Origin of the sequence: Paenibacillus tritici (genome assembly GCF_018207515.1) — a bacterium.
GTDB classification, from domain to species: domain Bacteria; phylum Bacillota; class Bacilli; order Paenibacillales; family Paenibacillaceae; genus Paenibacillus_AQ; species Paenibacillus_AQ tritici.
Window position 1 is genome coordinate 3106086 of sequence record NZ_CP073365.1, and the last position, 19635, is coordinate 3125720.

Here is a 19635-nt window from a genome sequence, read left to right on the forward strand (position 1 = left end):
TCTTATTTTTAGTTTGACCATCCTGATGATAGCGCTTTATAATCCGTTCATGAGTGGCTGGACCGGCGGTCATAACTACAGAAGGCGGGGGACAACTGTGAATCAAATATGCAAGGTACTGATTGTGGACGACGAAATTCTGGTCCGGCAAGGGATTAAATATGTGCTGGACTGGGAACACGAAGGGTTTCAGATTGTAGGTGAGGCGGCGAACGGACGGGAAGCGCTGAATCTGCTGCCGGCCCTGCGGCCGCATATCATCATTACCGATATAGTGATGCCGGTAATGGACGGCGAGGAATTAACACGCCTGGTGAAGCGGGATTATCCGGCGACTGAGGTGATTGTGCTGAGCAGCTTCAGCGAGTTCCATTATGTGCGCTCCACGTTCCAGAACGGGGTGGCGGATTATATTCTGAAGCCGAAGCTGGAAGCCGGGGCACTCTTGCAGGTGCTCCACACAACCCGGGACCGCATCCCGGAACTCAGCGCGGCGGGAACGCAGGCGGAGACGGCACCGCAGCCGCTGGATGCCCTGCTCGGCCGGATGATCTCCGGTTACCGGCTGCAGCCGGAGAGCGAAGAGTACGTGAAGCAGCAGTTTCCGCATGGCTCCTTCGCGCTCCTCGGCTGGGAGACTGTGCTGATGGCGGAGGACGGCAATCCCAACGCCTCCCCGGGCACCACTCTCACCACAGCTATAACCGGGGAACTGGAACGCAGTGTTCCGGGACTGGTGCAGTGTGCGATCCCAGGCACAGAGCCGGGCGCAATGCTCATGCTAGTCAATCTGCAGGAGGCCTGTCGGCCGGAGCTGCTGGAGGCGGTACACCGGTTGGCCGATACTCTCGCCGGACAAGAACCGGAGCTGCGTCTGACCCTTAGCCGGATGTTCGGTTCGCTCAGCGAGCTGGCGGCTGTTCGGCAGGAGAGTGTGCAGAGGCTACAGCAGTACCGCTTTTTCAAGCCGGACCAGGTCCTGCTGGTACATGGGGAGCTGCCGGAGCGTGAAGCTGACCTGCTGCCGAAGTTCAATCTGACCCACTTCACCGAGCAGCTGAAGCGTCAGCAACTGGAGGAAGCCTTCGGTGACCTGCGACAGTACGTGGAGGCACTTAGCGGGCAGAACGACGGAGATGTGTTCCAGTTCAAGTCCTTCCTGGGCAACATCGTCTTCAATGTTACGAATCAGTTCAGCCATCTGCGGGAGCTGGAGGAGGGGAAATACAGTCTGTTCCGGGCCATAGACGAGGCGGGTTCTGCAGATCAGGCGGTACGGATTCTGGATGATTATCTGGCCCGCATTATGGAGCTGACTTCATCGGCAGCGGCTGCGACGGGCAGCAATGCCAGTATGACTAAGCTGCTTCAGTACATAGAGGAGCATTATGCCGAGCCGCTAACCCTTACGGAGCTGGCCCGTCATTTTCATTTCAACCCTTCGTACCTGTCGAGTCTGTTCACGGCCTACAATCAGGAGGGCTTCAAGGAGCATCTCAACACGATCCGCACGGGCAAGGCGGCAGAGCTGCTGCGGGCAGGCGAAGCACCGATATCAGAGATTAGCAGCATGGTCGGGTATGGGGATCACAGCTATTTTTGCAAAGTGTTCAAGAAGTATACCGGCTTGTCCCCGAGCGGCTACCGGCGTCAGCATTACGGGCAGGTGTAGAGGCGATGCGCAGCGTGTGGGAACGTTTCAAATTTCACAGCCTGTTCATCAAAATCTTCATCGTCATGCTGATCAGCATCATCGCTGTAGCGATCGCTTCCTCCTGGACCACCGTCCGCATGTCGGAGAGGCTGTTCATGAATACCTTCAGTATTACGAATTCCAAGGTGATCAGCCAGATCAAGGCGAGCTTTGAAGCTTTTCACTATTCGGTCGTTACGGCGACTAACAATACCCAGCTCAGCGGCACGATCAAGACCTTCCTGACTGAAAAGGACTCGAACTCCCTGGGGATGCTGCGGACCTATTACAACATGACCTCACAGATGAAGAAGATTCAGTCTACCCTCGATGCCTACCAGGTCGGGGTCAAGATTATGGGCAAAAACGGCCGCAGCTACTCCACCAATACGAACAATCTGCTGATGAGCGACCCGGAGCTTCAGCAGCATGAGCTGACACGCAATACGCTCGCCGAACCCAAACGGCTGATGTATCAATACTATGAGGAGACTGTGCCGGATTCGCCGCTGAAGGAAGCGGTCATTGTTGGCAGCAAGGCGCTAATGGAGCGGACAACGGGCGATATTTACGGGACGCTCTATTTTACGATTCATGAACAAGATTTCCGGTCCTTCTATGGGAGCTTTGTCAGTACCGGGAACGATGTGGTGATCCTGAATAAGCAGGGGATGATTGTGTCCAGTAACCGCAGTGACCTGATGGGCCAGCAGGCGGCGGACGTATTGCAGGTGGCGAAGGAGATTGAGGAGCAGCAGCTTGCTTATCAGAATATTGATTTTCGCGGGACAGATTCCATTCTGATTGCGGATTACCTGCCGTCTTATGATTTCTATATTGTAAACCTGATTGACAAGCAAACCGCCCTCGGCCAGATGGTCAACGGTAAAATGGTGGTGCTGTTCTGCTCCGTTATCGTTATCGTGGCCCTGATCGTGGTCTTTCTGATCTTCAGAAGGCTGACCCGGTCGCTAACGCTGCTAACCCGGCAGATGTCCAAGATCACCCAGCGTAACTTCCACAACTACATCACGGTGACGGGGAGCTTTGAATTTCAGGAGCTGGGACATGCCTATAACTATATGCTGGACGAGCTGAATGAGTATGTGGAGAAGCTGGTGGAGACGCAGAAGGAGCAGCGGAATGCGGAGCTTGCGGCCCTGCAGCATCAGATTAACCCGCATTTTCTGTACAATACGCTGGCCTCGGTGAACTTCCTGGTGCAGCAGGGCAGTCAGGAGAAGGCGGTCCATACGATCCATGCCCTGATCTCGATGCTGCAGAATGCGCTGAGCAATGTCAATGAGACCATTACCGTGGCCCAGGAGCTGGAGAATCTGAAGTCCTATGTGTTCATCAACCATGTGCGCTACGGCGAGCGGATCAGGGTGAATTTCTTCATCGCCCCGGACTGTATGGAATTCCATCTGCCGAAGCTGATTATTCAGCCGTTTATTGAGAATGCCTTCTTCCATGCGTTTACGCACAAAAGCGGAGGATATATCCATATCCTCATCTCCCAGGATGCCGGATCTCTGCTCTGCGAGGTGGTCGATAACGGGGACGGAATGGACACCGGAGAAGCGGAGCTGAAGGTATCCGGGCCTGCGGGCAAACGCCAGCTTTTTACCGGAATCGGCATCAAAAACGTGCATGACCGGCTGGTGCTGATGTACGGCGAAGAGTATGGGATCACGATTAAGAGTACGCCGGGCGAGGGAACGGCCATTCGAATCCGGCTGCCGCTGATCACGGGACAAAATTAATACCATTATCCAAAAAAAGAACAAACGGCCAATAGGCAGCGCTTACAATCAGGCGATAAAATGACCAATCCCCATAAAGTAAGTTCTAACGGGTCCCCGGAGGCGGGTGATAAGATTACTTATGTTAATAAGCGCTTACATGACAGCGGAACACATAAAAGCGCATCAAAGGGGAGGATTACAAATGAAAAAAGGCTTTGCGTTAATCCTGATTTGTATACTTTTGCTCACGGCTTGCAGCTCGAACTCCGGTTCCAAGAATTCCGGCAGCCCAGCGGATACAGGGAAGACAGAGAAGACTGAGAATACAGCAGCTACGGAGCCTGCACAGGCGAAGGAAATTACGATCTGGGCATGGGACCCGGCCTTCAATATTGCGGCGCTGGAAGTGGCCAAGGCAGAATATGCCAAGACCAACCCGGATGTGAAAATTAACATTGTAGAGTATGCACAGGCTGATATTATCCAGAAGCTGAACACGGGGCTGAACTCCGGAACGACCAAAGGTCTGCCGAATATCGTGCTGATCGAAGATTACCGTTCCCAGAGCTTCCTGCAATCGTACAAGGATTCCTTCTACGATCTGAGCAGCAGCATCAAAGGCACGGACTTCGCGGATTACAAAAGCGGGCCGACCAGCCTGGACGGCAAGCAGTACGGAATTCCTTTTGACTCCGGCGTAACCGGCTTGTATGTCAGAACGGACTATCTGGAGCAGGCAGGCTACAAGCCCGCTGATCTGCAGGATATCGACTGGAAGAAATATATTGAAATCGGCAAGGCCGTGAAGGACAAAACCGGCAAAGCGCTGATTACGCTGGACCCGAACGACCTCGGACTGATCCGGGTCATGATTCAATCCGCAGGCGAATGGTATCTGAAGGAAGATGGCAAGACGCCGAATATTGCCGGGAATGCCCCGCTTAAGGAAGCTTTTGAAACCTACAAAGAGCTGACCGATTCAAATGTAGCCAAGGTTCATGCGGACTGGAGCCAATTCGTTGCAGCGCTGAACAGCGGCGATGTGGCCTCCGTACCGACAGGCAACTGGATTACCCCTTCGATTACGGCTGAAGCGTCCCAATCCGGCAAGTGGGCGATCGCCCCGCTTCCGAAGCTTACCGTGAATAAATCGGTTCATGCCTCGAATCTCGGCGGAAGCTCCTGGTATGTGATGAATGTGGACGGCAAGGAGACGGCAGCGGACTTCATGGCTAAGACCTTCGGCTCAAATGTGGAGATGTATCAGAAGCTGCTCACAGACATCGGTGTTATCGGCACCTTCAAAGCGGCTGCGGGCGGAGAGGCTTACAGCCAGGCCAATGAATTCTTCAGCGGCCAGAAGATCGTATCGGATTTCGCTGCCTGGACGGAGCAGATTCCAAGCGTCAATTACGGAATCAACACCTATGCCATTGAAGACATCCTGATTGTAGAGATGCAGAATTACCTCAACGGCAAGGATATTGACAGTGTGCTGAGCGATGCCCAGACCCAGGCCGAATCACAGATTAAATAACTGAGCAATGCACACAGGTAGACCTCGGGTGTGGCCTGCAGCTTCCGGGAGTTCAGGAGGCCGGCGGCGCCCGGGGTTTATTTTAAATGATAAGGAAAGGACTGGGCAGCTGTGCATCAAACAAATTCCAAACTTAGATTCCGCACTAAAAGCGTGTTGACCGGATGGTCCTTCGTCCTGCTGGCGGTCATTCTGATCTTCGTCTTCTATTTCTATCCGATGCTTCAAGCGCTGATTCTATCGTTCCAGACGGGAACGGGCAGCAATCTCACGTTCACCGGCTTCGACAACTACACACGGCTTCTGTCCGACCAGACGTTCATCACCTCGGTCAAGAACACCTTCATCTATCTGCTCGTTCAGGTGCCGCTGATGATCATACTGGCACTGTTTATCTCGGTGCTGCTGAATGACAGCAAGCTGAGATTCAAGGGGTTTTTCCGGACGGCGATCTTCCTGCCCTGTGTAACTTCACTGGTTGCGTATTCAGTGGTATTCAAGTATTTATTCGCCGGCAATGGCCTGGTCAATACCATGCTGCTGAAGCTGCATCTGGTCAGTGCCCCGATTGAATGGATCACCGATCCGTTCTGGGCCAAAATCACCATTATCATTGCGATCACGTGGCGCTGGACGGGCTACAACATGATTTTTTACCTGTCCGCCCTGCAAAATATCGACCATTCCATCTACGAGGCCGCCAGAATTGATGGGGCTTCGGCATCACGCCAGTTCTTCGGAATTACGGTCCCGCTGCTGAAGCCGATCATCCTGTTTACCTCGATTACGTCAACCATCGGTACGCTGCAGCTGTTCGATGAGGTCATGAATATTACGAAGGGCGGCCCGGGCAATGCGACCCAGACGATCTCCCAGTACATTTATAATTTGTCGTTCAAATATTCAGCGGACTTCGGCTATGCAGCCACCGTATCATACTCGATCGTGATTATGATCGCGCTGCTGTCGGTCATCCAGTTCAAAGTGGCAGGTGATAAAAATGGCTAAAAGCAAACGTTTCTTCATGTACCTGTTCCTTAGCATCGCGGCCATTGTCTCAATCTTTCCATTCCTGTGGATGGTGGTCAGCTCCACGAATAAGTCGGTGGATGTCACCCGCGGGCGGCTGCTGCCGGGTACCCATCTGCTGGAGAATCTGCGCAAGCTGCTGGACACCACAGACCTGCAGTTATCCCTGATCAATTCGGCCAAAATCTCGGTGACCACCACGCTGCTGGCCCTGCTGATCGCCTCGCTGGCCGGCTACGGCTTCGAGGTCTTCCGCAGCCGCTCGAAGGACATCGTATTCAACATTCTGCTGCTGTCGATGATGATCCCGTTCGCCGCGCTGATGATTCCGCTCTACCGGATGTTCGGGCAAATCTCCAATGTGTTCCCGTGGATGGGCATTGATACGATGACTTCGGTTATTCTGCCAACAGTGACTACGGCGTTCCTGATCTTCTTCTTCCGGCAGAGCACGAAGATGTTCCCGAAGGAGCTGCTGGAGGCCGGACGGATGGATGGGCTAAGTGAGCTGGGGATCTTCCTGCGGATCTATCTGCCGACCATGAAAACCACTTACGCCGCCGGAGCGATCATCACCTTCATGTCCAGCTGGAACAATTATCTCTGGCCGCTGATTGTCCTGCAGACACCGCAGACGAAGACGATGCCGCTGCTGATCTCCACACTCGGCTCGGGCTACGCCCCGGACTACGGCATGATCATGATTGCGATTGTGATCGGCACGATCCCGACGGCGTTAGTGTTCTTTGTGATGCAGAAGCAGTTTGTGGCTGGGATGATTGGGTCGGTGAAGTGAATTGAACGGGAGTTGCTTGGATTTTGGGAATAGTCGTGGCTACAGAGATCGTTTGGATTTTCGGCCGCTGTTGTCTCCAGATTTCTTGATTTATGCCGCTATTAGCGGGTGAAATCCGGAGACAAAGGCGGACGCTATCGCTCCTACAGTTCCAAACATCTCTTCCGCCACTCCTCCCAAAAAGGGAAGGACTCAAGTTCAATTCATGTGGGGGTGTGGGCAGGAGGAGAAGCAAAAGAAAAGGCGAAAGAGCAAAGAGCAAAAAGCAAAAACAAAAGCAAAAACAAAAGCAAAAGCAAAAGCAAAAGTGATGGAAAGGGCAAGCAGCGGATTTGACGCTGCTTGCCTCTTTGAGTTGTTAGATTTTAGGAGTAAGGCGCAACTCATCCTTGGGATTGGAGTAATAAGAAAGGGGAGAGATTTATATCTAGTTAAGGAATAGAGAGGAATGAGTGGTATGAAACGCAGTAAAAGAGTGTTAGTGGCGCTGTTAGCAGCGGGGATGAGCTTGGCGATGTTTACAGGCGGGAATCCGGGGAAGGTGCAGGCCGCACCTAAGGAAAATCCGGTTTTGCTGAAAATCAACGATTATTATGTGCTCTACACGGCACCAAAAGCGCCATACGTGGATGCCAACTACCGGACGATGATACCGCTGCGTTCGATCAGTGAGCTGATGGGTGCGAAGGTCGGCTACGATGCAAAGGCGAAGACGGCTACCATCCAGAAGGATGATGTAAAGGTTATTTTCACCATTGGTTCAAAGAATGTTTCGGTTAACGGGGTTGCCGGGTCGATGGACACGGTTCCGGTGATGGAGCAAAATTCGATGTTCATCCCGGTCAGTGTGCTGGCCGGCCGTTTGGGAATTACGAATAAATGGGATCAGGCGAACCGGCTGTATACGCTGACGGGTGAATCCTTAATGCAGACGGATATGATTAAATATACCTTGGAGGATATGGAAGGAGGACCATTTACAGCACCCCCGGGAAAGATTATCAGTAACGATGCCTTCCGGCCAGTCTCGTACACCTATGATTCCGGGAAAGGCAGCTTTACAGTGAAGTCGAAGAATATAACCGGAAAGGATATTCCGGCCGGGGCAGCAGATGTAGCGGCTTATATCCTTTATGATGATACGCTTCAGTTCCCTCCGCAGGAGCGCCAAAGACCGGCTGTCCGCAAGGAGGGTACCCTGGAGGTTACGGTTAAGACCGAAACGCCGAAGGCTCCTGCTTATTTACTTGTAAAAGGCCGGCTGCTCGATGGCTCCGGGAAATAAAGTTCAAGTCTGAGGTGAATGTGAATGAAAGATATACTGGCGATCAAAAAAGCTGTGAGCACTTTGAGGGAAGATGAAGTGAAGCTGTATCTGATTCGGATTCTGGCGCAGATCGGACGGGTAAAGGAGCAGAGTAAGCTGCTTGAAGAGCCGCTTGAACAACAGATTGCAGAACCCGTTGCCTCACTGCTGGAATACTACACAAGTCTGATGGAGCTTCCGGCCAAACGGGCATTCTGGGACCCCTCGCCGGATTGTACCCATGTACATATCTTGTGCGGCGACTCTTTCACCGGCAGTATGAAGCAGGCATTGAGAGGACTTAGCTGGATGGATACGCACAAGCTTGTAACGATGCGGGAGAATTACGCTATAGGTCTGCTGGGCCAGTTGGACACGCCGGCGGGCAGGAAGCTCAGGAGCGATTGGTTCCGCCAGCATATCCAGGAATATTTCACTATCTCTGATGAGTATGAACGGGAGTATACAGAGCTTCTCGGCAACCTGGAGCTGATCCCCGAACAGGCCAAGGTCGTCATCTGGACGAGCAGAAGTGCTTCCGAGCAGACGGCGCTGCGTCTTGCTGTGCATCTGCTCGGGAGCAGACCGAACGAAATTATAGTGTGTGATGCCAGTGCAATCTGCGAGGAGCTGTATAACCGTCCGGATGCCTCCTGTATCTACCGTAGTTCAAGTGAGATTCCGGCTGACAAGCTGCGGGAAGCCCTGCTGCGAATCGGTGCAGGCAGCAGACTGGCTTCTGCAGATATCGCAAGGCTCACGCGGGAATGGCAGGAGATGTCGGAGCAGTCCGGCGTACTGCGGATTTGGCAGGATGAGGCTGTACTTGAGGTGCCTGCTGATTATTATGACAGCTACCTGCTGGAGAAGCTGGACTCGCTGAATCCGCCGCCAGGGGAAGACGGTTTTCTGAAATCGGCCCGGCTGGTGGGAGAGGCGCTTGGAAACTGTGAGCAGGATATTGGTGACGCTTATTATGAGTCCAGGGTAAGAGAACTGATCTATAGCGGGGTTCTGGAGATCAAGGGCGTCCCGACTGCGATGAGATTCTACAGCATTAGACGGAAGCAGGGCAGGGGCTCATGGGATTGAAGGACGGACATGGGAAGAGAGAGAATGATATAATCATGTGAAACGATAACTATGGAGGAGGCAAACGATGCAAACATTATTCCGGTATAACTGGAGGGTCCGCGAGGAATGGTACAAATGGTGTGAGGAGCTGCCCGAGGAGGAGCTGGTGAAGACACGCATAGGCGGAATGGGCGGGATTCTGCAGACGCTTGTGCATATTGTGGATGTGGAATTAAGCTGGGTCCGGGATATGGAGGGCAAGCCTGATCTGCGGGCGGACTTCACGGAGTATAACAGTCTGCAGAAGATCAGAGAGCTGGATGCACGGTTCCGGCCGGAGGTGGAATCCTTCGTACTGGCCTGGCATGAGGGGCTGGAGCGGAAAATTCTAAGGGACGAGCGGCCGGATGGACGGGTGACAGAAGACGCCTGGGGCGAGATCATGCGTCATATTATCGCTCACGAGATCCATCACATCGGCCAGCTCTCGGTCTGGTCGAGGGAACTCGGCAAGAAGCCGGTATCCGCGAACCTGACCGGCAGAGGGCTGGCAGCGTATTTACCCGGCAAAGTTTAGGTGGACATGTCCTCTATAAAATAACGGCTTATCCGGTCCAGCCTGCCCTGATGGGATTATAACTCCGGCGGGAACCAGAGGTGGCGCAGATCTACCCAGCCCTGGCTGTTGAACGTAACCCCGCGCACGCTGGGCAGATAAGCGGTCTCGGCAGGCCGCTCGTAGAGGATATGCAGCTGATGATCCTGCGTCAGGGTATCTTCAATGACCTTGAAGCCCTCAGCCCGCACTGCGGAGTCGGGCTCCCGGGAGATCAGGTGCAGCCTGCCCTCAATGCTCGCACGGGTGCGCGGTTCAATGTGCTGCGAGAGGGTCAGATACAGATCGTACAGCCGCAGCTGCTCGTCCTGATCGCGGAGCAGCGAGAAGACAATCAGGTCGGACTTCAGACGGATCGGGCCTTTGAATTCCTCTGGCGACACGGATAATACCTTGCAGGAATATCCGTGCTGTGTGAGCCTGGCGGCAATATATTCGGCATCCCCGGTATACTGCGGGATGGTCGCAATCTGGAGTGTCGCAGCCGGAGGCTCCACAGCATGCCGGAAAGGCTCCCGGGGAGTCTCCTGCAGACAGGACAACAGCTCGGCACGGAGAAGGGGATCGCTCAGCGGTCCCTTTTTTTTGGTGTTGCAGGTAACGAATTTGCGTACGAAGGACTCGGAATGGATTCTGCTTAAGGAGCCTGCGCCTGCTGCTGACGGGTTCGGGATGATATGGAAGGCAGAGCTGGTCTCCGGGGATTCCGGTTTCAAACTCCACGGCACATAGATAATCTCCACGCGGTCCAGATGGGCCCGTCCCTGAAAATAATAAGGAAACACCTCCAGCACACAAGTATCCTTGTTCATCTCGACTACCTTGAAGGGGCCGGTTCCTACCGGCCTGCGTCCAAACATATCCTCCCCGATGGATTGCAGATCACGGGGCACAACAGCTGCCCGGCTGGTGCAGAGGAAGGGCAGGAAGAGTTCGTTCGGCTTCTTCAGCAGAATGCGGACGGTAGAGGTATTCAGCGCTTTGACCTCCCGGATTTCCTTGAAAATATAGCTGTACAGCGTGCGCTGCGAGGTAGACATCATTCGTTCAAATGAGTAGACTACATCCTCGGCGGTCAGCACCTTGCCGTGATGGAATAACACTTCCTTGCGCAGGTGAAACGTCCACGCTGTCCGGCTCTCATCGGTCTCCCAGGCATGGGCCAGGCCGGGAATGACCTTGCCCCGTTCACCGCTGCGCCCGACCAGACCGTCGAAGACATGGCTTGCGACAAAGGACTCCGCCAGCAAATTCATATACAGCGGATCGAAGGTATGGAGCTGCTGGGTAACCGGCAGCCGCAGCGTATCAATCCGCTTGTCGCTGTGCATCTCGGCGTGATGCCCGAAATAAGCCAGCAGCCACCCCTGAAGCGTATCCTGCAGCGATGAGGTGCGGGCATGTCCACGGATACCTTCGAGGGCACTGCTGATATCCTTGCTGCTTATGGCCTGCTTCATGGATTCCAGGGCGATGTCCTCGGCGGCCGCGAGGAATACCAGCTTGGAGCGGCGTCCCCGTCCCCGGCTCGGTGTCCAGGTGATCCAGTGGAGATCGGCCATTTTGCGGATCACATGCAGTGCATTACGGTGGGTACAGCCCAGGGTCAAGGCCAGCTCATCCAGGGTGACGGCAGTCTCCGGCGGACCTCCATGATGCGAGTGCAGCTTCAGGTATTGGCTGTGCAGCTTCAAATTGAGTCTCTCCTTTCATTAAAATAGGAAATTAATAATATTATATTTCTCTTTTTCTTCTTATTTTATCAGCTAAAATCAGGATAAGATAGTTAAAAGATGGAGGAATTTACCATGGACGATCAAACCGCTCACAGACCGGGGTTTGCGCGTATGGCCTTACTGGCCGCGTTTCTGCTTGCGCTTGTGCATCAGTACTTGTTCTACGGCAAGATGCCGGGGATTTCTTACCCGATTTTTGTCAGCTTATTCTATACGTTTATATTCTATTTCGCCAAGGAGAGGATGCGTAAGCAGACCTGGTTCAGCTACGTTTGGACGGGCTCGATTGGTCTGTTGTCTCTGACTTATGCGCTATTTGGCAACTGGTTTTTCTTTGTGCTTAATTTCCTGGTCATTCCGGTATTGATTCTATTACATATGACCTATATGTTCAGTTACCGCAAGCCTGCCTGGAGCGGGTTCGGGCTGATCTGGGCTGCCCTTGAGCATCTGTTCCCGCAGAGTCTGCGCAACTGGGGCACTGCACTGAAGCTGATGCGCCGTGGCAAAGGGACCATTCCAAATGAACGCAAGCAGGTGCTGATGCGTGTGCTGATCGGCCTGCTGATTTCCGTTCCGCTGCTGCTGGTTGTCACCTCACTGCTCTCCACCGCTGATGGGGTGTTCAACCGGCTGCTGTCCACGCTCCCGGATTACTTTTACAATATCTCATTGGGAGACTGGATCTTCAGAGCGCTGTGGATTCTGCTGCTTGGCCTTGGCATGTTCGGCTTCGTATGGGGGTTCGTGCACAGCAAGTCTTATATCCGGACGGCTCCTGCCAGTGAATTTGATGCCATGGCAGGGAAGCTGGAAGCAGCTGAAGCAGGGGATGACGGTATCGGTATTGATGATCCGGTTATCATCACTACGGTTCTGGCCGCGATCAATGTCGTGTACATGCTGTTTGTGAGTGTACAGTTCTCTTACCTGTTCGGGGCATGGGAAGGTATTCTGCCCAAGGACAGCACCTATGCGGATTATGCACGGAGCGGTTTTTTTGAGCTGATTCTGGTAACGTCGATCAATTTCGCCATTCTGCTGCTGTCCCTGCTGGCCGTACGCAAAGCGGGCGGTAACCTGAAACGGGCGATCCAGCTCCTGCTGTATATCCTGGTGCTCTGCTCGATGGTCATGCTGTATTCCGCTTACTCCCGGCTGACTCTGTACGAAGAGGCCTACGGATACACCTATATAAGGTTCCTGGTACATGCTTTCATGATCTTCCTCGGACTGCTGCTTATACTCGCTGTAGTGCGGATTAGCCGGGAATCCTTCCCGCTGCTGAAATGCTACATCGTGCTCGGCCTGCTCTCCTACGTGCTGATGAACTATATCGGCATGGATCATATCATTGCGAAGCAGAATATTCAGCGTTATGCCGCAAGCGGCACTCTAGATGCCCCTTATCTGACCGAACTCTCGTCAGATGTGGTTCCTAAGCTGATCGAATTCAGCCAGCGGGAGAAGGGGATTCTGGATGAAGAGCTGCGCAGCCGGCTGTCTGAACGCGCACGGCCGGTGCAGAATTGGCCTTCATTCAATCTGGCGAACTACCGGGAGTGGAGAGCGTTGGAGGATTATTTTGCGGACGGCGCTGTACACTGACTAACTTAGATAGCTTCCTCTCCCGGACTTGTGTTACAGTGATTCCAGAAGGACACATGTCCTACAGCGGCCGAAAGTCCAAATGTTCACCGCAGTGACGACGAAGCTTCAAGTTCAAAACTTAAGTGCGTCTTTTATAGATAGACTTAGAGTGGGAATGACACAAGGAGAGGAAGAGCTTCATGCAGTCGATATTGAATCCAGAGGCCGTGCGCGCGCTTACGGAGCAGAATGGGCTTACAGCGATGTTCAGCAGCGGCGCCATTGCCCGGATGGAGCTGCGGCGTTACGGCGACGGGGAGGCGATCTGCTCCGTGGGCGACCGGCTGGAGCATATGTTCTTTCTGGTACAGGGCAAGCTGAAGATTCATACGCTGCTGCCTAACGGCAAGTCGATGCTGGTCCGGTTCGCCCGGCCGATGTCCGTGATCGGGGATGTGGAGCTGCTGCGCCAATATCCGGTCAAGAATGAGGTGGTCTCTGTAGGGGACAGCCTGCTGCTGGTCGCGGGAAGGAAGCTGCTGCTCCAGGAACTTGAAGACAATACGGCGCTGCTGCGGTTCCTGGTCGGAGAGCTGAGCCACAAAATGTATACGCTGGGCCAGACCTCAGCCCTGAATGTACTCTACCCGGTAGAGAACCGGTTCGCCAGCTATCTGATGTCGCTGTTCTCGGACAACACGGGTGCTCAGCGGGTAGAGGAGATCCGCACCTCCACGCTGACAGAGACCGCCGATCTGCTGGGCACCAGCTACCGCCATCTGAACCGGGTGGTGCGCCGCCTGATCGAAGAAGGAATTATTGAACGCAGGAACGGACGGCTGATTGTGCTGGATGAAGAACGGCTGGCGATGCTGGCTAACGGGAATCTGTATGATTGAATCTGCCGGGCTGCAAAGTCAAGAGGCACGCATATGACCCCCGCCGTAACGAAACGGTGGGGGTCTTTGCTGTGTCTATTATTATAGCTTCATATACTGGCTGTACAGCTCCTCAAAAGTATCGTACCGCGCAACCTTCCGCCCGGCCCGGTGATATTCTTCCAGATATTCATCCATCGCCTTAAGGAACTGCTCCTTAAACAAATCCAGCCGGTCGGCATCGAAATACGGCATGATATCGAATTTCCGGGTTCCCAGTGAATCTGTCATATCATCCAGGAACTCCTGTGCTCCCATTGCGGCATAGAAGGCGTAGGAGGCATCCTTCGCTTCAGTGCTGGCAATCACCTTGTTGCGGTAGTTGCACCATAACTCTTCATAGCTGCCTGCAAGATTATCATAGGTCGGCACAGGCTGATTTGCGTATTCCTGAACCATGGTATGGTATAGATCAAGAATGCTTTTAAGGAGAAGTTGAGAGGTGCTTCTGATCTCATCCACACTTTTGGCGCGAATCACATTCATATAGATCGCTTCATAATTCTCAGGAATATAGCGGTAGGCTGCGCTATCTTCCAGGTATCTCTTCAGTCCTCTTTTGAAATACGTATTATTCATATGCGACAATGCATTAACCAGATTGTATACAACCTCGGCTGAGGCTAGCCTAACGGCCCCGAGATCCTCAGCAAGCAGGGTATTCGCGTATTCCTGTTTGGCAAGGTCAATCCACTTCTTCGCTCTGCCGAGACATTCGCTGCCGATAGGCTTATCCAACGCCTCCAGCGCACGCTGCTGATACGCACTCAGCTTCTCCAGATATTCAGGCTTGGCACAATAGAGGACCTGCAAATCCACCAGACTTGCGATCATCGGATGCTCAAGCGCTGCCTGCTCTTCAATCCTGGTCTCCCACGGTGTGCAGTAGATATCATATCCGACATCACCCAGAATGAAGCAGGAAGAGATGCCCCAGCCTTGGTTGTTATTATTGATGATAATCAGATCCAGGTCGCTTTTGTCATGGAAATCCCCGGTCCGAAAAGACCCCGTAAGCCCAATAATCGCAATCTCCTCCGGATAATCCCGTTTGGCCCGTTCAATCACCATGTTGATGAGTTTTTCATTTTTGGATAATAGCTCCTGCTTGTCCGTAGCATTCATAATTATTCCCCCCTAAGCTGTGTCTTGTTGTATTTATTGTAAAAGGAGCCAGTAACGAAGGATATACCGACTTCAATTAGGTTCATTCTCTGCGGGCCGTATGTACGCACATACTATGCATAGGATACGCCATCGACCTCAGCCAAGCATTATCTTATATTATTACCATTATTAGTTATTATGTAAGCGCATACCTGAAGACGGCACCATAAATTTATTGGGAGGTGGCTGTTAAATGATTAGCAGAACCAAGGCTTTGCTGCAACAGAAATTCCTAATGTACGGTCTGATTCTTGTGTTATGTGTAGGACAGTTAGCGTTGTTTCCGGCAGTGGGGGCGGCGGCAGGCAATCTGGCTCAAGGCAAGACGATCAGCGCAAGCTCTGTCGGTGATGTGTACGTGGCAGCGAATGCCAACGACAGCAACCAGGGCACGTATTGGGAGAGTGCCGGTAATGCTTTTCCGCAATGGATCAAGGTTGATCTCGGTGCCAGCAGCAGTGTGAATCAGGTTGTACTTAAGCTGCCGGCGGCGTGGGAAGCAAGAACACAGACTTTGTCTGTGCAAGGCAGTACGGATGATGTCTCTTACAGCAATCTGGCTGCTTCTGCGGACTATACCTTCAATCCTTCCAGCGGCTCCAACGCCGTCACTATCCCATTCACAGCAGCAACCGCCCGTTATCTGAAAATAAATTTCACCGCCAACACCGGCTGGCCTGCTGCCCAGCTATCCGAACTTGAGGTGTACGGAACCACGGTTTCTCCGCCCGGAACTTATGAAGCGGAAGCAGCCGCCTTATCCGGCGGGGCCAAGACCAACACGGACCACACCGGCTATACCGGTTCGGCGTTTGTTGACGGCTACCTGACTCAGGGAGCAGCCACGACCTTCACCGTATCCGCTGCATCGGCAGGTAATTACAGCGCAGCACTGCGGTACGCCAATGCTTCCGGCAGCACCAGGACGCTGAGTGTTTACGTAAATGGGACGAAGATCAGGCAGACCTCGCTTGCCAATCTGGCGAACTGGGATACCTGGTCCACGCAGGCTGAGACGCTTGCCTTAACTGCCGGAAATAACACGATTGCCTACAAATACGATGTGTCCGACTCCGGCAACGTGAATCTGGATCAGCTGGTCCTGACCGTCTCATCGGCCCCGACCGCTACGGCAACACCCACACCCGTTCCGACAGTAGCGCCGACTGCGGTGCCAACCGCAACACCAATACCGACTAGCGCACCGACGGCAACGCCAACCGTAGCCCCGACTGCTACTGCGACGCCAACACCGGCTGTAACGCCAACGCCTTCACCATCTGCTGCACCGACGGCTACTCCAAGCGCAGGCCCCGGCTCGAACTTAGCCATCGGCAAAACGGTTAATGCCTCCTCTTCCGTCTTCACGTTTGTCCCCGCCAACGCGAATGACGGAGATGTGACCACATACTGGGAGGGAGCAGGGGGAAGTTATCCGAATACGCTGACTGTGAACCTTGGGTCGAACGCCAATGTAACCTCTGTAGTCGTGAAGCTGAATCCTGCAGCGGCCTGGGCTACCCGTACCCAAACCATTCAGGTACTGGGTCATAACCAGTCTACAGGAACCTTCACCAGTCTGGTGGCTGCTGCGGTGTATACCTTCAACCCGGCCAGTGGCAACTCAGTGACCATTCCGGTCTCGGCAACGGCCAGTGAACTGCAACTGAAATTCACTGCGAACTCCGGCTCAAGCGCGGGGCAGGTGGCTGAATTCCAGATTATCGGCACACCGGCTGCGAATCCTGATCTGACGGTAACCGGCATGTCCTGGAGCCCGTCTGCACCGGTAGAGACCAATGCCATTACACTGAATGCCACCGTAAAAAATACCGGGTCTGCTTCTTCGGCAGCAACCACTGTTAGCTTTTACCTTGGCAGCACGCTTGCCGGTACTGCGCCAGTCGGTGCTCTGGCCGCAGGTGCATCGGCTAATATATCGTTCAGTCTCGGGGCGAGGGATTTCGGAACCTATGCCTTAAGTGCCAAGGTTGACGAGAACAACACCGTCATTGAAATGAATGAAGGGAATAACAGCTACAGCCATCCGTCTTCTCTTACCGTAAATCCGGTATCCAGCTCGGATCTGATCGCGTCTCCAGTCAGCTGGTCTCCGGGCAATCCGGCAGAAGGCAACACGGTGAGCTTCACGGTCGCTATTAAAAATCAGGGAACGGCGGCCTCCGCAGGCGGTGCGCATAACATCACGCTGACCCTTACGGATACAACCAGCGGTACAGTTATCACAACACTAACCGGTTCGTATAACGGTGTCATTGCCGCCGGAAGCACTACGGCTCCGGTTGCGCTCGGGACCTGGACAGCAGTGAACGGGAAATACAATGTGAAGACAGACATTGCCGTAGATCAGAACGAACTGGCAGTGAAGCGGGCCAATAATATCCAGAACCAGCCGCTCTACATCGGACGCGGGGCCAATATGCCATACGACATGTATGAAGCGGAGGACGGAGTGACCGGCGGCGGGGCGGTCAAGCTGAATCCGAACCGTACGATCGGCGATCTTGCCGGTGAAGCTTCGGGCAGAAGAGCCGTTACGCTGAATACAACGGGCAGCTACGTCGAATTCACAACCAAAGCCAATACCAATACGCTGGTCACCCGGTTCTCCATCCCGGATTCGGCAAGCGGAGACGGAACAACCGCTACGCTCAATATTTATGTGAATGGTGTTTATAACAAAGCCATTACTCTGACTTCAAAGTACGCCTGGCTCTACGGGTCAGAGGTTAGCCCGGGCAATTCACCAAGCGCAGGCTCACCGCGTCATATCTATGACGAAGCAAATATCATGTTCGACAGCACCATTCCGGCAGGCAGCACGATCCGGCTGCAAAAGGATGCGGCTAATACTTCACAATATGCCATAGACTTCGTCAGCCTGGAGCAGGTAGCTCCGGTTGCCAACCCGGACCCGTCCAAATATACGGTACCTCTTGGATTCACCCACCAGGATGTGCAGAATGCCTTGGATAAGGTGCGTATGGATACTACGGGGAACCTAGTTGGCGTGTATCTTCCTGCGGGAACGTATGAGACCTCGAACAAATTCCAGGTATACGGCAAGGCAGTGAAGATCATTGGAGCCGGCCCGTGGTACACGCGGTTCTATGCTCCAGTCAACCAGTCGAATACGGATATCGGCTTCAGGGCTACTGATTCTGCGAATGGCTCGACATTCTCGGGTTTTGCTTACTTCGGCAACTATACTTCGCGGATTGACGGCCCCGGCAAGGTGTTTGACTTCTCCAATGTGGCGAACATTACGATTGACAACATCTGGACGGAACATCAGGTATGTATGTACTGGGGGGCGAATACCGATTACATGGTGATCCGCAATTCGCGTATCCGCAACACCTTCGCCGACGGCATCAATATGACCAACGGCAGCACCAACAACCTGGTGTCCAACAATGAAGCCCGGGCGACCGGAGATGACAGCTTCGCGCTGTTCTCGGCCATTGATTCCGGGGGCTCTGACATGAAGGACAATGTCTATGAGAATCTGACCTCGATCCTGACCTGGCGTGCAGCCGGTGTTGCCGTCTATGGCGGTTATGCCAATACCTTCCGCAACATTTATATTGCGGATACGCTCTGCTATTCGGGAATCACGATCAGCTCGCTCGACTTCGGCTATGCCATGAACGGGTTCGGGGCTTCCCCGACGACGAACTTCCAGAATATCTCCGTGGTCCGGTCGGGTGGACATTTCTGGGGCGCACAGACTTTTCCGGCCATCTGGGTATTCTCCGCCTCCAAGGTATTCCAGGGTATCCGGGTCAGCGATGTGGATATCCTTGACCCGACCTATCACGGGATCATGTTCCAGACCAATTATGTCGGCAATTCGCCGCAGTTCCCGGTAGCGGATACGATCTTCACGAACATTACGATTTCCGGTGCGCAGAAGAGCGGAGACGCCTTCGACGCCAAGTCCGGGGTCGGCATCTGGGCCAATGAATCGGCCGAAGCGGGTCAAGGCCCTGCGGTAGGCAACGTTGTCTTCAACAACCTGAAGATCCAGAACACAGTCACGCCTATCAAAAACACAACGTCTACGTTCACGATTACGGTGAATCCATAGAGAGAAACATTTATCAGAGCATGTGGCAGAGACTTATAATGCTTATCTGAGAACAGGTTCAGCCGGATACGAATGAGTTGAAAATAGAGCCATCCGTAGCTCAGAGCCGTACAAGAAGCGGCACTCGTAACTCAGGACTGTACAAGAACTTCTTCCCATCACTTAGGACTGCGCAAAGAGCCGCACAACAATCGCCCCCGTATATCCGGGGGCGATTGTTGCGTTGCATGTGCTTCACAGCAGCATTACAGGAACAATCATTGACCGATCTGCTATGGCATCCGGATAGGCGTT

Annotated in this window: 14 protein-coding genes; 12 read left to right on the forward strand and 2 right to left on the reverse strand. The window is 53.5% G+C overall.

What is annotated here, in order from left to right:
• Positions 1 to 97 precede the first annotated feature (97 nt).
• The 9 genes from KDC22_RS12930 to KDC22_RS12970 all read left to right on the forward strand — a co-directional run bounded on the left by KDC22_RS12930 (position 98) and on the right by KDC22_RS12970 (position 9760).
• Positions 98 to 1672, forward strand: coding sequence for a response regulator transcription factor (locus KDC22_RS12930; RefSeq protein ID WP_211723318.1), 1575 nt, complete (start codon positions 98 to 100; stop codon positions 1670 to 1672).
• 5 nt (positions 1673 to 1677) lie between these two features.
• Positions 1678 to 3459, forward strand: coding sequence for a cache domain-containing sensor histidine kinase (locus KDC22_RS12935; RefSeq protein WP_211723319.1), 1782 nt, complete (start codon positions 1678 to 1680; stop codon positions 3457 to 3459).
• A gap of 184 nt (positions 3460 to 3643) precedes the next feature.
• Positions 3644 to 4978 (forward strand): ABC transporter substrate-binding protein, encoded by a 1335-nt coding sequence (locus KDC22_RS12940; RefSeq protein ID WP_211723320.1) that lies wholly within the window; start codon positions 3644 to 3646, stop codon positions 4976 to 4978.
• Positions 4979 to 5089: 111 nt separating this feature from the next.
• The gene (locus KDC22_RS12945) at positions 5090 to 5986 is read left to right on the forward strand and encodes a carbohydrate ABC transporter permease (protein WP_173125945.1); all 897 of its coding nucleotides are present in this window, start codon (positions 5090 to 5092) and stop codon (positions 5984 to 5986) included.
• Positions 5979 to 6803: a carbohydrate ABC transporter permease gene (locus KDC22_RS12950; RefSeq protein WP_173125948.1), complete on the forward strand. Its 825-nt coding sequence runs from the start codon at positions 5979 to 5981 to the stop codon at positions 6801 to 6803. Before KDC22_RS12945 ends, KDC22_RS12950 begins: the two co-directional genes overlap by 8 nt.
• Positions 6804 to 6911: 108 nt before the next feature.
• On the forward strand, positions 6912 to 7139 hold the full coding sequence (locus tag KDC22_RS12955) for a hypothetical protein (RefSeq protein WP_211723321.1): 228 nt from the start codon (positions 6912 to 6914) through the stop codon (positions 7137 to 7139).
• Between the two features lie 112 nt (positions 7140 to 7251).
• Positions 7252 to 8088, forward strand: a complete 837-nt coding sequence (locus tag KDC22_RS12960) for a copper amine oxidase N-terminal domain-containing protein (RefSeq protein WP_211723322.1) — start codon at positions 7252 to 7254, stop codon at positions 8086 to 8088.
• Between the two features lie 24 nt (positions 8089 to 8112).
• Positions 8113 to 9201 (forward strand): DUF1835 domain-containing protein, encoded by a 1089-nt coding sequence (locus tag KDC22_RS12965; RefSeq protein ID WP_246553547.1) that lies wholly within the window; start codon positions 8113 to 8115, stop codon positions 9199 to 9201.
• A 67-nt stretch (positions 9202 to 9268) separates the two neighbouring features.
• Positions 9269 to 9760, forward strand: a complete 492-nt coding sequence (locus tag KDC22_RS12970; protein WP_211723323.1) for a DinB family protein — start codon at positions 9269 to 9271, stop codon at positions 9758 to 9760.
• Positions 9761 to 9816: 56 nt separating this feature from the next.
• Here the strand turns inward: KDC22_RS12970 and KDC22_RS12975 are convergent, their stop codons facing one another.
• Positions 9817 to 11493: an ABC transporter substrate-binding protein gene (locus tag KDC22_RS12975; protein ID WP_211723324.1), complete on the reverse strand. Its 1677-nt coding sequence runs from the start codon at positions 11491 to 11493 to the stop codon at positions 9817 to 9819.
• A 114-nt stretch (positions 11494 to 11607) separates the two neighbouring features.
• Between KDC22_RS12975 and KDC22_RS12980 the strand changes: the two genes are divergently transcribed.
• Together KDC22_RS12980 and KDC22_RS12985 are read left to right on the forward strand one after the other, a co-directional pair.
• Positions 11608 to 13143, forward strand: coding sequence for a DUF4153 domain-containing protein (locus KDC22_RS12980; protein ID WP_211723325.1), 1536 nt, complete (start codon positions 11608 to 11610; stop codon positions 13141 to 13143).
• 182 nt (positions 13144 to 13325) lie between these two features.
• Complete coding sequence (locus KDC22_RS12985) at positions 13326 to 14024, forward strand: Crp/Fnr family transcriptional regulator (RefSeq protein ID WP_211723326.1); 699 nt, start codon at positions 13326 to 13328, stop codon at positions 14022 to 14024.
• Positions 14025 to 14105: 81 nt separating this feature from the next.
• Here the strand turns inward: KDC22_RS12985 and KDC22_RS12990 are convergent, their stop codons facing one another.
• On the reverse strand, positions 14106 to 15188 hold the full coding sequence (locus KDC22_RS12990) for a nucleotidyltransferase domain-containing protein (RefSeq protein ID WP_211723327.1): 1083 nt from the start codon (positions 15186 to 15188) through the stop codon (positions 14106 to 14108).
• Between the two features lie 235 nt (positions 15189 to 15423).
• On the opposite strand from KDC22_RS12990, the gene KDC22_RS12995 reads away from it, so the two are divergent.
• On the forward strand, positions 15424 to 19341 hold the full coding sequence (locus KDC22_RS12995) for a galactose-binding domain-containing protein (protein ID WP_211723328.1): 3918 nt from the start codon (positions 15424 to 15426) through the stop codon (positions 19339 to 19341).
• The last annotated feature ends 294 nt before the right edge of the window (positions 19342 to 19635 follow it).